Origin of the sequence: Adhaeretor mobilis, assembly GCF_007741515.1 — a bacterium.
In the GTDB taxonomy this organism is placed as follows: domain Bacteria; phylum Planctomycetota; class Planctomycetia; order Pirellulales; family Lacipirellulaceae; genus Adhaeretor; species Adhaeretor mobilis.
Genome location: NZ_CP036263.1, coordinates 479,115 through 493,171, shown reverse-complemented (window position 1 = coordinate 493,171; position 14,057 = coordinate 479,115). Strand labels below are relative to the sequence as shown.

At 56.8% G+C, this 14,057-nt stretch carries 10 protein-coding genes; 4 read left to right on the top strand and 6 right to left on the bottom strand.

What is annotated here, in order from left to right:
• Positions 1 to 45: 45 nt before the first annotated feature.
• Entirely contained in the window at positions 46 to 2,334 is a 2,289-nt protein-coding gene (locus HG15A2_RS01905; protein ID WP_145057290.1) for a PQQ-binding-like beta-propeller repeat protein, read from the bottom strand.
• A gap of 988 nt (positions 2,335 to 3,322) precedes the next feature.
• Complete coding sequence (locus HG15A2_RS01900) at positions 3,323 to 4,129, bottom strand: hypothetical protein (protein ID WP_145057288.1); 807 nt, start codon at positions 4,127 to 4,129, stop codon at positions 3,323 to 3,325.
• Between the two features lie 480 nt (positions 4,130 to 4,609).
• On the opposite strand from HG15A2_RS01900, the gene HG15A2_RS01895 reads away from it, so the two are divergent.
• On the top strand, positions 4,610 to 5,446 hold the full coding sequence (locus tag HG15A2_RS01895; protein WP_145057286.1) for a hypothetical protein: 837 nt from the start codon (positions 4,610 to 4,612) through the stop codon (positions 5,444 to 5,446).
• Between the two features lie 14 nt (positions 5,447 to 5,460).
• Here the strand turns inward: HG15A2_RS01895 and HG15A2_RS01890 are convergent, their stop codons facing one another.
• Positions 5,461 to 5,949, bottom strand: coding sequence for a FliM/FliN family flagellar motor C-terminal domain-containing protein (locus HG15A2_RS01890; protein ID WP_145057284.1), 489 nt, complete (start codon positions 5,947 to 5,949; stop codon positions 5,461 to 5,463).
• Positions 5,950 to 6,136: 187 nt separating this feature from the next.
• Between HG15A2_RS01890 and nadA the strand changes: the two genes are divergently transcribed.
• Both nadA and HG15A2_RS01880 read left to right on the top strand, forming a co-directional pair.
• Positions 6,137 to 7,276 carry a quinolinate synthase NadA gene (gene nadA, locus HG15A2_RS01885; RefSeq protein ID WP_246117856.1) on the top strand — a complete coding sequence of 380 codons (1,140 nt, stop codon included), beginning with the start codon at positions 6,137 to 6,139 and terminating at the stop codon, positions 7,274 to 7,276.
• 320 nt (positions 7,277 to 7,596) lie between these two features.
• On the top strand, positions 7,597 to 7,932 hold the full coding sequence (locus tag HG15A2_RS01880) for a hypothetical protein (RefSeq protein ID WP_145057280.1): 336 nt from the start codon (positions 7,597 to 7,599) through the stop codon (positions 7,930 to 7,932).
• 241 nt (positions 7,933 to 8,173) lie between these two features.
• Here HG15A2_RS01880 and HG15A2_RS01875 read toward each other — a convergent pair whose 3' ends face one another.
• Positions 8,174 to 8,854 (bottom strand): DOMON domain-containing protein, encoded by a 681-nt coding sequence (locus tag HG15A2_RS01875; protein WP_145057278.1) that lies wholly within the window; start codon positions 8,852 to 8,854, stop codon positions 8,174 to 8,176.
• A gap of 217 nt (positions 8,855 to 9,071) precedes the next feature.
• Complete coding sequence (locus tag HG15A2_RS01870) at positions 9,072 to 10,151, bottom strand: DUF1559 family PulG-like putative transporter (protein WP_218932265.1); 1,080 nt, start codon at positions 10,149 to 10,151, stop codon at positions 9,072 to 9,074.
• Between the two features lie 515 nt (positions 10,152 to 10,666).
• Between HG15A2_RS01870 and HG15A2_RS01865 the strand changes: the two genes are divergently transcribed.
• The gene (locus tag HG15A2_RS01865) at positions 10,667 to 11,749 is read left to right on the top strand and encodes a LamG-like jellyroll fold domain-containing protein (RefSeq protein WP_145057274.1); all 1,083 of its coding nucleotides are present in this window, start codon (positions 10,667 to 10,669) and stop codon (positions 11,747 to 11,749) included.
• Positions 11,750 to 11,793: 44 nt separating this feature from the next.
• Here HG15A2_RS01865 and purH read toward each other — a convergent pair whose 3' ends face one another.
• Positions 11,794 to 13,410 (bottom strand): bifunctional phosphoribosylaminoimidazolecarboxamide formyltransferase/IMP cyclohydrolase, encoded by a 1,617-nt coding sequence (gene purH, locus HG15A2_RS01860; protein ID WP_145057272.1) that lies wholly within the window; start codon positions 13,408 to 13,410, stop codon positions 11,794 to 11,796.
• Between the last annotated feature and the right edge of the window lie 647 nt (positions 13,411 to 14,057).

Here is a 14,057-nt window from a genome sequence, read left to right as displayed (position 1 = left end):
ACACTGATTCTTTGCGTTTATCAGCGTTCACCTGCAGCTCATTGACTATTCGTTGGGTGTCACACTCAGGTTGTCCACATAGAACGGTGCTTCTTGGGCGTTGCCATAGAGGCCGGGGCTTCCCGCTCGGATGGGACGCTCGTCGGTCATTTCCACCGTCCACTCGGCAGGCTCTTCTTCATCACGGTGCCAAATTTTCCCTTGGACTATTGCGGTTTCTTCATCGGCCACAACTTTGAGCTTCATTCGATACCATACGTCTGGCTTGGGCTCGAAGTTCACCTCCGCAAAGGAGCGATGATCGTGCGGGCTCCAACTATAGAGTCGCAATTTATCGTTGGATGAACGAACCGTCAAAGTGTACCCGCAGTTGTAAACGCCGAAATCGCCGATGTGGTTGTTGACTTCCTCGAAGCGAACATCGGCAGCTATCGTGTAGTTACTCAAGTCCGACGGGCCCATCCACATGTCGCTGCGCGTGCCGAGCTTGTTGTTCGGATCTCGCGGCGTGGGCAGCACGGTCCGCTTGAAGGCAACGCTCTCTCCGTCAATTTTCTTAGGGACGTAACGCACTCGGCCTCCAACCCATGAGATAGGCATGTTGTCGCCCGACTCGAAATCAAACGTCCAGGGCAGCGGCGGCACAACGCGCACCCGGGCGGTGCCTTCGACTGCGCCAACCTTGCAAGTCACCAGCGCTGCTTCGTGGGCGGCGTCTTTCGCAGATACATACTTACCCTGGCTGTCGATACTTCCGCTGCCAGAGACCGAGAATTCCGGCTTCGCTCCCTCGGTTGCTTCTTGAAGAAATTGCCCAGCGGCGTTGTAGAGCCGTACTTGGTAATTCAGACCTGCGCCCGGGCTGAGCAGTGCATCGTAGGGAATCACCTGCACGACTGCCGGTGTGGAATCTTCAATTGGCTTCTCCTGTGCCGTTTCCGGCGCTTCACCATAGCTTGCTTCTTCGCCGCTGCTCTCTTCAGTGCCGATACAGTACAGCGCATCGGATGTCGGTAAATAAATCCGCCCTTGGGCCACGATCGGTGAACCATCGTTGGAGGCGGCCCCAGGGAGTTGCACCTTGTCGATGACCTTCACACGCTTGCCGTCTGGCTTCAGCACGTACCAACGTCCGCCGTTGGTGCACATATAAACTTTGCCATCGGCCACTAATGGCGAACTGCGCTGTACGCGACCCAGGCTCTTTCTAGGGCCGATTTTCTTGCCCGTTTTGGGATCGAACGCCTGTAACTTCGCGCCATCGTCAATTACCCATAGTTGATCTTCGATCAGCACTGGCGAGCACTTGCCGGCTTGAATCTGATACTGCTTCCACAGCTCTTTGCCGGTGAGATCGCCACGTAACGTGGCGTCCAACGCCACCACAGCGCCCATCGCCGTGCCGACGGTATTCTCTTGGTTTTGGCTCATATAGACCGTATTGCCGTCCACCAATGGGGTCGCATCCAGCCCGCGTCGGGAGAAGGGGTAGTTCCACAGTCGCACGCCGGTGCGCGGTTGCAACGCCCAAACGCCGCCATCGCCAGAGCCGAAGACTAGCTGCTGCACACCATCCACCACAGCAATGGTAGGCGTGCTGTATGTGGTGTCGTACGGGGAGATGCCCGTGCCGTTGAGCCAACGAACTTCTCCGGTAGCTTTATCAAAGCACACAAACCGATGGGCCGGCTTGGCGAGCGAGCCAAACTCAGGCGTATCGCCCCAGCCGATGATTACGGCGCTCACAAGTACGGTATCTTCGAATACTAATGGCAAATTGGTCCGGCCGCCAAATGTGTTTAGGAAGCCAAACTCTTCCTGCAGGCTGCGATCCCAGACGACTTTGCCGGAGTCGCCTTCTAGGCAACAAAAATAATTGCCCACGCCCATCGCGTAGACGCGGCCTGTTTCCGGGTCGACCACGCACGAGGACCATGCCACGCGCGTATCGGGTACGTCGGCGGCATAGACGCTAAATGGGTGCTCCCAGATCGGCTCGCCCGTAGCGGCATTGACGCAAACAACTTTCTCGCCTTCGTCCTTCGTCCCGGGCTTGTCTCGCACGAGCGTATACAGCTTGCCGTCGAAAACCACTGGCGTGCTACGACTACCCAAGTCATCGCGCTTCCACAGCAAATTGCTGCCTTCACCACCCGCGGGGTCCCACTTCTCTGGCAAGTTGGTCGCTGTGGAAACGCGGTTCTGCTGCGGGCCACGAACTGTTGGCCAATCGCCAGGTGCCACTTCGCTGTAGCAAGTGGAGGGGCCGACAAAGAGCAGAACCAGTGCCAGCATGGAGCTCATGCGAGCATTTCGGGAGGAAAGCGAGGGCATGGTGGGCAATTCTACTTCGCAAGAGGGAGGAATGCGGGAGGGGCGTGTGTGATTTCTCGGTAGTAGTTAACACTCCGACAAGCGGCACAACAAGCTGTGGTTCGCCTGCGGTCGGGCAAAGCGGCGGGACTCAGTGGGAAGCCTTAACGACTGGGAGGCCGTGGTAACTGCGGTGGACTTTGGCGGGGGACTGCGGGAAAGCGTGGACAACCACCACAGCAATCGGCAGCCTGGGTAAAGAATACCAGATGTCCGGCCAAATTTCCACTCACCGGCCCAACTCTACCGGGGGCATAACCAGCACCGCAGGCAGCGACCCCGGGACCGTCAAAGTCACCCTAATAGTAGAGCTAAACCACTTGGTGAAAATTGCTTCGGGTTCCTCAAGCGCCCCATTTGACAAGGCCGATAGTCCGGTTGTTGCCTAGTGTCTCGCCGTTAGTTCAAAGCGAGGTGTGACATAGGAAAAGGGCAACTCCCACCTCTTGTTACGAGTTTTGAAGAACTGGCCCAGATAGTTTCGAGTCATGGATTGGCTCGACCAGCTTCGAAACTCCGCTCGGGGACAGCCGTAACAAGATACCGTTTGAAGTTGCCGGCCCCGCCCGGTAGCCCGACTCCCGCCAGCTCTGCCAACCCACAAGGCGCCACGCCGCTCGCTTACCGTCACAACGACAATTCCATTGCGAGAGTGCGGAGCACACCAGCGAAGTCGACGACTTCAACACACCTACCTCGAATAGCCCCACTACAGGAGAAGTTGATCTATGAAAGGGAAATTGTTAGGAGCGCTGATGTTGAGCATCTGTCTAGCAAGCCAAAGCTACGGCGGCTTGATGGACAAAATGCTCGGTTGTGGCTGCGGCTGCGACGCTTGCGACTCCCAGAGCTGTTGTGAGAAGTCTTGTGGATGTGCTGACGACTGCTGTGGCTGTGATGACGGCTGCTGCGGAGATGGATGCTGCGAAGCATCATGTGGTTGTGCAGCTCAAAACTGCTGCTGCAAGAAGAAGAGAAGCTGCTTCCTAAGCAAGCTTTTCAGCCGTGACAAGGGATGCTGCGAAGCTTCCTGCGGTTGCGCCAACGACGGTTGCTGCGGCGACGACTGCTGTGGCGATGGCTGCTGCGGCGACGGTTGCTGCGAAGCTTCCTGCGGATGTGCTGACGATGGCTGCTGCTTGGGCAAGCTGTTCGGTCGCGACAAGGGTTGCTGCGAAGCTTCCTGCGGTTGTGCTGACGACTGCTGTGGCGATGGCTGCTGCGGTGACAACGGTTGCTGCGAAGCTTCCTGCGGTTGCAGCGACAATTGCTGCAACGACGGATGCTGCGAAGCCTCTTGTGGTTGTGCTTCGAACTGCTGCTGCAAGAAAAAGCGTACCTGCTGCTTGAGCAAGTTGTTCAGCCGTGACAAGGGTTGCTGCGAAGCTTCCTGCGGTTGTGCTGACGACTGCTGTGGCGATGGCTGCTGCGGTGACAACGGTTGCTGCGAAGCTTCCTGCGGTTGCAGCGACAATTGCTGCGACAGCGGATGCTGCGAAGCCTCTTGCGGTTGTGCTTCGAGCTGCTGCTGCAAGAAAAAGCGTAGCTGCTTCCTAAGCAAGCTGTTCGGTGGCAAGAAAAAGTCTTGCTGCTGTGAAGCTTCCTGCGGTTGTGCCAACAACGGTTGCTGCGGCAACGGTTGCGAAGCCAGCTGTGGTTGCAACGGTGGCTGCTGTGGTGCCGATCCTAGCTGTGGCTGCTCTAGCGGATGCACCGCTGGCGCTCCTGCAGCTTCGTCGATGCCCGCTGAAGTCAACGTGCCAACCGAAGCTGCTCCGATTCCACCCGCGCCAGTTGCCGATCCAAATGCTCGGATCGCTCAACCTCGCAAAGTGGTTTCCGCTAGCTTCGTTCGCTAAGACTTTGTCTTGCAGAGACTCCTATCCTGTTGAAACGTAGTGCTCTACGAATCAACAGGTAGCAATAAGAGACGTTTAACGACTCGTCGAACTGATCGACACTACGACGGACAACTTCGACGAGATAAGGAATCACTTGGTTCCCCCTCTGAGGACCTGTCTTGGGCTTTCGAGCCTGGGGCAGGTTCTTTTTTTTGGGGGGAACGAAGTGGAAGAGGATTACGTAGTCAAGTAAACAGAATTGCTTGAACGTGGTTCAATGGTAACCCGAAGCGTAAGCGAGGGAGGGGGAACTGATATCGAGCTTCTCCCTCGCTCACGCTTCGGATTACGATGTCCGTCAGCACTCTCGCAGGAAAACCGCCAACACGCTCCCAATGCTAACACGCTTACTCATCGTTGCTGTTCTTGCAATCAGTTGCTCTGGACTTGCGCGGGGCGAAACTCATCGGCTGGGCTCGGAACGAGCGGCAAACGCAACGGCGAGTGAAATTGCTAGCGTCAATCCCGCGCACCAGGCACTCGCAGAGAACTTCAGCACCCTCATTCGCCAAGCAATCCCCCCGGTCTACGACAAACAAAAAGACTGGGGCGAAACGAAGGGCATCACTGTTGGGCTACGTACGGAGGGAAAAGGCTTCAAGACGAAGCTCCGTCGCCGCAAGAAGGAAGTCAATCACGGCGTTTGGAAACACTACAAAATCAAACTCGTCGATCCAGACAAGAACTTGCGAGTCAAAGTCGTGCGACTCCGCTCGCTCGAAGCAGGCAGAGTAGGGTTCACTTTGCAAGTTGCCGCGTCACTCGACGCCTGGGCCCGGGCAAAGGTCTACAACTACGGCGTTCATCTGATTGCTTTAGAAATTGTCGGCGACTTGAAAGTGAAAATGGAACTCGACTGCAAACTTGGATTCACCGCTAGTGGGGATACTAAGAAGCCCGGCTTTTCGCTCGACCCCCAGGTCTCCGACGCGCGCCTGCAACTCGTGGAGCTTAACCTACGCCGCGTGAGCAACGCCAAAGGCCCCGTCGTTCACGAACTAGGCGACGCGCTACGCCGTCACGTCGAACGCGAACTCACCGGGCCAAAACTCACTCAGAAGCTCAACCGAGCGATCGACAAGAAACGCGATCGGCTAACTATTGAAACCGGGAACTTGTGGGAAAGTAGCTGGTGGCCCTCACCCGACAGTAGTGAAGCCGAGAAGGAATGAGTCCACGGAGAGATTTACTCCTCCGCATCGCTGGCGTCCTCGCCTTCAGAACTCTCCTCAGCTTCGTCATCCGTTGCCGCTTGCGCTTCCTCTGCCGCCTTCCGTCGCTGCACCAGGTAAAAGTGCTCGCTGGGAAGCGTCATCTCGTGAATGCGAAACCCAAACTTCTCGCCCAACTTCACCGCTTCACCCACGGCAATGAGTTGATTGTCGACGAACAGTTCCAACGGCTCGTCGCACTTTTTGGTGAACGAAAGAATCGTTCCCGGACCAATGGCTATCACGTCGCCGACTGATTCTTTTTTTTCAGTCAACTGCACGCGCACCGGCAAACTCACTTTCAGCAAGCTGCGCGTGTAGGGCGGCAGTTGCGAAAACTGGCTTTTCGGTGCGATCTCAGTTGGTGCGGGCGAAGTACTCATACTTCCTATGTATCGGCTCCCCAGGCCGGCAAACTTTCCCATAACGGCAAAGTCGGTGCTAGCACGTGGCTTAGCTGTCATAGCTGAGTAGGGTACTGCCGAGTGGAGCGAGGCATACCATCAGCGAGGGTTCGGTATGCCTCGTTCCACTCGGCAGTACCCTACAAGCCTCTTTTGCAAGGGCATGCGCGTCTGCTAGCTGTCCCCGAGCTGCCCGTTCTCCTACAATGAAGCCAACCGACAACTTCAATCCTACTATTGAATGCCGATGACCGCCCTCGCCGAAGCTGCCCCCCAGCACGAACTAAAGCCCTACAAGTCGCTGGAAAACGACCAGCTGGTTGAGCGTATCGAGGCCGTACGCAAACAAATGGGGCCCGAGCTGCTCATCCTCGGCCATCACTACCAGCAGGACGAGGTCATCGCTCAAACAGACTTGACCGGCGATAGCTACAAGCTCAGCAAGCTGGCTGCCGACAGTAGCGATTGCCGGGCGATTGCCTTCTGCGGCGTTCACTTCATGGCCGAAACAGCCGACATTCTGGCTAATCGCCCGGAAAAAATCGCCCAGCGAGATGGCCAACGCGTGCGTGTCATGCTACCAGACCTAGCCGCAGGCTGCTCGATGGCAGACATGGCTGGCATCCAACAGATTGAAGACGCCTGGGACGAGCTGTCCGAGGTAATCGATACCGAAAAGCTCATCCCCGTCACATACATCAACTCCGCCGCCAGTTTGAAAGCCTTCGTCGGCCAGCACGGCGGAATCGTGTGTACCAGTAGCAACGCGAAAGCGGCGCTCGAGTGGGCCTTCCAACGCGGCAGCAGAGTCATGTTCTTCCCCGACCAACACCTCGGTCGCAACACGGCCCTAGGGATGGACATTATCGAAGAACAAATGCCCGTTTGGGATCCGTTTGCTGAGGAGCTGGGGGGAAATACCGAAAAACAGCTGGAAGCCAGCAAGGTGATTCTCTGGAAGGGCCACTGCAGCGTGCACCAGATGTTCAAGCCCGAACATGTGGCCATGTTCCGCAAGCAGCACCCGGGCATCAAGATTCTCGTGCATCCAGAGTGCCCTCGCGATGTATTCGAGCTGGCCGACGAGTCCGGCAGCACCGGCAAGATCATCGAATGTGTCGAGGCAGCCGAGCCAGGCAGCAAATGGGCCATCGGCACAGAACTGCACCTAGTGAATCGCCTCAAGCAAGAGCACCCTGAGCAAGAGATTCACTTCCTCTCGCCGGTGGTCTGCATGTGTGCAACCATGTATCGCATTGATCTAGCACATCTCTGCTGGACCCTGGAAAACCTGGCCGCCGGCACGCCGGTCAATACCATCGAGGTCGATGAAGAGACGGCTCGCTGGTCTCTGGTGGCCCTGGAACGCATGCTGGAGGTTCACTGAGTGGCTAATCCATTGCATTGCTAGCTAGACTTACCCCTACCGGGGGGCTATCGAGTCCAAATCTGGAATAGATGCTTGGGGGACCTCAGTTTCCTCTGATTCCACCTGTGCAATTCAGTAATTCTGGCGGCCCGCTAAGTGTCGCGCCGCCAATGCCAGCACCTCTTAGGACTCGTTAATTGCCGGAAAATAGGCCGGTTTAGCTTCAAAGTGGGAAATCGCACTAAAAGCGCGAAACCGAAGTGCCTACAATGGGTTCAATTGAGATCGATTGAGTCCAACCCCACGTCTTTCACCCCACTTCCCGGAGAAAAGAGAAAATGAAGACACTCACCTACTCACTCGCACTGATGGCCGTAGCGGCCTTCTGTTTCGCTGGAGACGTAACGGTCGATAGCAGCACTGCCAACGACAGCCTTGTCCACTGCGGCAAATGCAAGGACAAAGACGGCGAAGATCACGATGAAGAGGAAGAGACTCTCGCCAAGGGCAAATGCAAGGACAAGGATGAAGAATCCGAACTCTTCGCCAAGAGCAAGAAGAAGGATGACAAAGAAGAAGAGGGGGAAGAATCGCTTCTAGCCCATTGCGGCAAGTGCAAGGACAAAGATGGCGAAGATCACGATCACGACGACGATGAAGAACTAGTCGCCTAGTTGATCGATTCACGCCTGTGAAAACAAAAACCGTCGAGCAACTTCAATGTTGCTCGGCGGTTTTTTCGTGCGTCAGTATTCTCAGGACTGCCCCGTATCGAGTACGTGCCCGTTAGCCGACGAGCTTGCTCGCCGTGGAGTTGCCATACTCTTAAGTCTCTTGAATTAGGGTGCGGCTCCAATCTCAGTTGGAAAATCCGCGGCGACCAAGGTCGACGGCTAACTACACCTAATTGCACTACTACGCGTCAACCAAACGCAACTCGACCCAACAGCTAGGGTCTTCCTCGTAGGGAAACCCTGGACCTAGACCCAGGGTTTGCATGCCCCGTTCGCGGTCGGATAGGGCATAGGTAAACCCAAGCCGTGGCTGACCTACGGGATCGTAGCCCCCCAGCGAGTCTGCCGTGGCGAAGGCGGTGAGCGTGTAGCCTTTGGCGGTCACCTTCGAGCCAACCTGTAGCTCTCGCGGTCGCAGCGGTCGCGCGTTTTCTCGCGCCCGATTGATGAGCAATTGGTCGGCAATCGGGTCTCCCTCGCCGCGACCAGCTCCGCGTGGTAGCAACACAAAGCGATGGCAGAACCGGCTCGCTCGATGCACGTTGAGCGTGGCCCGCGTATCGATCCACAGCTGAAGGCCGTCGCTCTCGTCGAGCCGCGATTCGCGACACCAGGGGAGTTGCGTCTTGCCGGCAACTGTCACCTGCCAGACCAGCCCCTTGATGCTCCAACCCATACGCATGTCGGCAAAGTGCGGCAGCCCATCGAGCTCGCCCAAGCTGGGCAGCTGGTAACTTTCGTCGAGCTTGAGATTTTCCACGCTCTGCCCCTTTTTGGGCTCCCAGCGCTGCACATCGACCGCAAAGCGAAACATCTGCCGCGGCGGCAGGAGGGAAGTATCAAGGGGAGTGACGTCGGACATAGGAAAGTCGAGAGTCTAGTGGGGAGAGTCTAGAGGGAAGGTCTAGAGGGAAGGTCGCAAGCGGAGAGAATACCCAATAGCCGCGGGGATAACATCCCGCCGGTAGGCGTCCTCGCCTGTGCTGAATCACATGTTAGACGCTCACCCCCAAAAGAAAAACCGGCACCCCAGGGGAGGGGGCCGGTTACTTTGTTATTAGAATTGAGTGCATGAAATCCTAGAAATCAGAATCCGCCAATGGTTTCGCCATGAACTGTTGCGTTGGCTCAATCAAGATGCTTGGATCCGAAGGAAGGGCAATTTTCTGACCATTGGGCGTCATGAGCTGCTGATAAACGTAATAGGCTATGTTCTCATTAATTGAGTCGACATTCCCGCCAGCAAATGCTGCGATGACTATTTCAGGATGCTCGCTCGCGGGTCTTGCGAAGCGAGCCCCATTGCGCCCCAAGATTGTTCCAAATTCGGTAGCATCCACAAGATTGCGACTAATCGGCTGCCATACGGCATCATTCTCTGGAGGACCAGGAGGAACATTGCCATTTCCAGTGTGCCAAACCATGCCAAAACGCTGTTCTGGATTGGACATCATGTCTGGCACGGTTGATCCGACAGGGCCGAGAGCAACGTCTTGCAATGGTCCGAGCCAAGTGCAGTTGCGACCGTAGCCGACATCCTGTTCGTCCTTGTCAATATTTTCGGACATCAGCAACGTTTTGGCTGCACCATCAGGGACATCTTGGCCTGGGCGAACTCGCGGGCCATTTCGACCATTCCGCAGGTCATGGCACATGCCGTTCGCTTTGATATCACTGACCGAGAAGGGAAGTGGGTGCTGCAAAGCATCTTGCACGCCGCTATTGACCACATAGGAGAGGCGACCAAGCTCCTTGTTTGTTCCTCCGTCGCTAGGGCAGATTAGTGCCTCGATTCTAGGAGGTGCGGCATAGTCGAAACCGTTACCATTGTTGTTTGAAAGCATTTGATCGCGGAGAGTTTGCTCGTCGATCTGATCTAGTATCTTAACAACCCAAGTCACCGCCAACTCAGCAGTCGCAGAGCCATTGGTAACCTTAATTGTATCTGCCCAACCCGGGTACGCCCCTTTGCTACCAGTCATCGCGTAGCTCTGCATCGCGAGTGCTAGTTGTTTTTGATTGTTGGTGCATTGCGTCTGGCGAGCCGTCTCGCGGGCCGCCTGCACCGCAGGTAGCAACAGCCCGACCAGTGTTCCAATAATGGCAATCACAACAAGCAACTCAACTAGTGTGAAGCCGCTCGATGTTGTAGGCCTCACTGTCGAGTTTTGGGTGGGGGATCTCTTAGAAATTTGAATCATAGCTAGCTTCCTCAAAGAAAAGTTCTGTTCCGGTCTCAATGCGGCAAGTCTTGGCCCTCTTCCCGCTATGCTGTCCTAAGTGGCACCCTGAACAGTGAATTATCACCCAAATGAGCGAAAAATACCAGCAAGGACCACAGCAGCGGCTATTTCAGTGGTTTTCTCGTCGAACTCTGGGGAGTTTGCACAAAAATCTCCTCCGATTTCCCATCATGGCGAGACGTTTGCGAAACCACCATTTATATTGGAAGTTCCCGCCGCTCGCGGCTTAGCCGAACCCTGAGCCAAATATCCGCAGCTCGCATGAGTGAATTGGCTCGTTGGCGAAGCGAATCGCTTGCGAGTCGGTTCGCTTGCGAGAGCGGGGTCGTTTTCCTGGGTGGGGCATTTTCCCAGGTGGCAGCTAAGCCGCAAGCGGCGGGAACGGGCAAGGGCAGGGGCACTAAGAACAGAACTTGGAAGTGGGAACACTTATGAGATATTTTTTTGCGATACTCACAATTCTCTCAGTCTGCGCTAGCTGCTTGACGGGCAGCGCGGATGCACAAATTTCCAGCTACCAGTTCGACGGCGATCTGACTAACGGCAATGTTGCGGCACCCGATGGTACGTTCCGCCAAGGCACTAGTTCGCTCGAGTCGGTGACAAGCACAGCGACGTTCGGCGTGGGCGTCCTCGGCGATGTGAACGGCGCACTACGCTTGGACGGCGTGGACGACTGGGTCGATCTCACTGTGAACGGTCACCCGAGTGGTGATGTGGCAGCCGGATCGTTCAGCGGACCGGGGCTCGTTTCTGGAACCGTCATGGCTTGGTTTCGCACCAGCAAATCTCTCAACGGCGAAGACCGCTGGCTCATGGGATCCCACAATGCGACCGATGAGCAAGCCTTCGAGCTGGGCTACGATGGTACTCAGTTTGAAATGCTGGCCGCCGGTTCCAATCAAGGCGATACGATCACTGTTGCCGATTCGACCAACGAGAGCGATTGGGATGACAACCTTTGGCACCACTTGGCCTTCTCCTGGGACTTCTTCGTGCCTGGTGCCGGAAAAGTATACCTCGATGGATCGCCCCTGACTCCGACGACCAACCAATTACTTAGTAATAGCGATCCGCAATCCTCCTGGGAATTCCCCATGGCTGTGGGTGCGCGGAACAACGAAGGTACACTCGACGGGTTCTGGCATGGCATGGTCGATGATCTGCAAATTTATGCCGAACTACTCACCGACGGCCAAGTCCTCGCTGAGTTCAATGCCACGACGCCCGTCTATCTGCCCATAGCCGACTTCGACAGTAGCGGTCTCGTTGATGGCGAGGACTTTCTAACCTGGCAGCAAAACAACGGCATCGGCACCACCTTCGCGGAAGGCAACGCTACTGAAATCACCGGAGACACCGTCATCGACGGCGACGATCTCTCCGTGTGGGCAGGCGACTACGGGCTCGAAACCGCCCCCGAGGTTAGCTCCGTGCCAGAGCCTGCAACGGGATTGCTTGTCCTGACCACGCTGCTAGCCGGTTCCCCGCGCCGCTTGCGGTTTCGCCGGTAAGACAACACTGCCCGCCTACCAGGGGCCTGCTAAGCCGCAAGCGGTTAGTGACGAAAGTGCCGCTTGCCGGTGAACACCATTGGCAAACCGTGTTTATTGCACGCGGCGATCACTTCGTCGTCGCGACGACTCCCGCCGGGTTGGATGATCGCCACCACGCCTGCTTTGGCCGCGGCATGAATGGAATCGTCGAAGGGGAAGAACGCATCCGAAGCCAGCACGGAGCCCTTCACGCGCTCGTCCGCTTTGCGAATGGCGATCTCCACAGAGTCCACACGACTCATCTGGCCTGCACCCACGCCAACAAGCGCCCGATCTGCCGACAGCACAATCGCATTGCTTTTCACATGGCGGCACGCCGCCCAGGCAAATTCCAGCTCCGCCTGTTGGGCGTCGCTTGGCTTGGCTTCAGTGACCACATTCCATTCGGTAGGATCGTCGGCCAGATCGTCACCCGTTTGGCAGAGCATTCCGCCGTCGATTTGTCGCCATTGATATTGGCCATGACCGGGTGCCACTTCGCCGACCGCTAGCAGCCGCACGTTGGCTTTCCACTTGGGCTTGGTGGTGAGGATTTCCAGCGCCTCGGGCGTGAACTCCGGCGCGACGATCGCCTCGACAAACTTGCCCGGCTCTGCGAGGCACTCCGCCATGGCCGCATCCACTGGCACGTTCACTCCCAGCACAGAGCCAAACGCGCTGACCGGATCGCCCGCCCACGCCTTTTCGATTGCTTCGCCCAGGGTATCTGCCGTGGCCGCACCACACGGGTTGCTGTGCTTGAGCACCGCCACGCCAGGGGAGGGCAGCGAGCGAGCAATCGCCAGGGCAGCGTCCAGGTCGAGCAGGTTGTTGTAAGACAGTTCCTTGCCGTTGAGCTGCTCGGCATTCACCAAGCTGTTGGGCGAAGCGTTGGCGAACTCAAACAAGAACGCCTCTTGGTGAGGATTCTCGCCGTAGCGTAGCGAATCGACATGGAGCAAATCGATAGACACTTCCTCGGGAACTCCGTCGTTCTCCTGAGACCCGTCGTCGTCCGTTTCTCCGCTCGCTTCTTCACTCACGAACGATAAATAGCCCGTGATGGCCGCATCGTACATGGCCGTGCTGGTGAATGCATCAACGGCTAGCTGGCGACGCAGTTTTGGAGTCGTGCTGCCGCTCGTCTTGATTTGCTCAGCAATCGCTTCGTACTGCTCGGGGTCGGTCGCTACGGTGACGAACTCGTGATTCTTCGCTGCCGAGCGCACCATCGAGGGCCCGCCAATGTCGATTTGCTCGATTGCCTCCTCAACAGTCACCTCCTCGCGGGCGATGGTCTCCTCAAACGGGTAGAGGTTCACCACGACCAAATCAAACATCTCGATGCCATGCTCTGCGGCCGAAGCCATGTGGGCCGGGTTATCGCGCCGGCAGAGTAGTCCGCCGTGTACCCGCGGGTGCAAGGTTTTCACGCGGCCATCCATCATCTCCGGGAAGCCCGTGTACTCTGCCACATCACGCACCGGCAGGCCGGCTTCTTCGAGATTCTTTCTGGTGCCGCCCGTGCTAAAGAGCTCCACACCGGCATCGACCAAGATGCTCGCAAACTGTGCAAGACCCGACTTGTCGCTGACGCTCAGTAGGGCTCGTTGAATCTTGGGAGAGGGGGAAGCAGACATCGAGGGCTCACAGGTGGAGGGTTGGCGGCGACGCGTAAGAAGCGGCCCACGATAGCAGCGTGTGCGGTGGTTTTGAAGGCGCAGGGTTGTGTAAGCAGCCCTAGCCGCGGTGCGTCGCACCGCCGGAAGTTTGCCTCGGATTCAATTGGCGTTTAAGAATACCCCGAAGGGGTAATGACGACTGCGCGCCTCAAACCAGAGACAACGCTCCGGCGGGCCGTTGGCCCGCGGCTATTTGGGCGTAATCCGATAGCATGCTTACCTCTGGCAATTCAACTTTTCTCCCGAACCATTCCCTCGCCGTTCCGTAATAAATCTCAGTCCACCGGCGACGAGATGACGCCGGGCTTCTCTAAGCATGATGCTTCCCCATGGTTACTCGCTTGAGCCACCCAGCAGGTTGGGGCCACCTCGGAAACGGCACGACGTTCTCATTTTGCTTGAACCGGATAACTGGAAATGTCGGTAGTGTTTGCCTTGGCAGAGCTACCGGGGTACCACCGGCGAAGCGCAGAACGGCTGTGACGATTCTCTGGGGAAACCCCCTATTTCGTAGCGGAAAGTCGCTAGCAAGTTTTTTGACCAGCTCCCCTTTGTGACATAGACTTGGGGTAGCAGGCGTGCTCTCGACCCGACGCCCTAGCCAG

What these genes read in the sequence shown, in the direction of transcription:
- HG15A2_RS01905 (WP_145057290.1), bottom strand. Translation starts at nt 2,334, where the DNA reads ATGCCCTCGCTTTCCTCCCGAAATGCTCGCATGAGCTCCATGCTGGCA.
- HG15A2_RS01895 (WP_145057286.1), top strand. Translation starts at nt 4,610, where the DNA reads ATGCTAACACGCTTACTCATCGTTGCTGTTCTTGCAATCAGTTGCTCT.
- HG15A2_RS01865 (WP_145057274.1), top strand. Translation starts at nt 10,667, where the DNA reads ATGAGATATTTTTTTGCGATACTCACAATTCTCTCAGTCTGCGCTAGC.
- purH (WP_145057272.1), bottom strand. Translation starts at nt 13,410, where the DNA reads ATGTCTGCTTCCCCCTCTCCCAAGATTCAACGAGCCCTACTGAGCGTC.
- HG15A2_RS01875 (WP_145057278.1), bottom strand. Translation starts at nt 8,854, where the DNA reads ATGTCCGACGTCACTCCCCTTGATACTTCCCTCCTGCCGCCGCGGCAG.
- nadA (WP_246117856.1), top strand. Translation starts at nt 6,137, where the DNA reads ATGACCGCCCTCGCCGAAGCTGCCCCCCAGCACGAACTAAAGCCCTAC.
- HG15A2_RS01890 (WP_145057284.1), bottom strand. Translation starts at nt 5,949, where the DNA reads ATGACAGCTAAGCCACGTGCTAGCACCGACTTTGCCGTTATGGGAAAG.
- HG15A2_RS01880 (WP_145057280.1), top strand. Translation starts at nt 7,597, where the DNA reads ATGAAGACACTCACCTACTCACTCGCACTGATGGCCGTAGCGGCCTTC.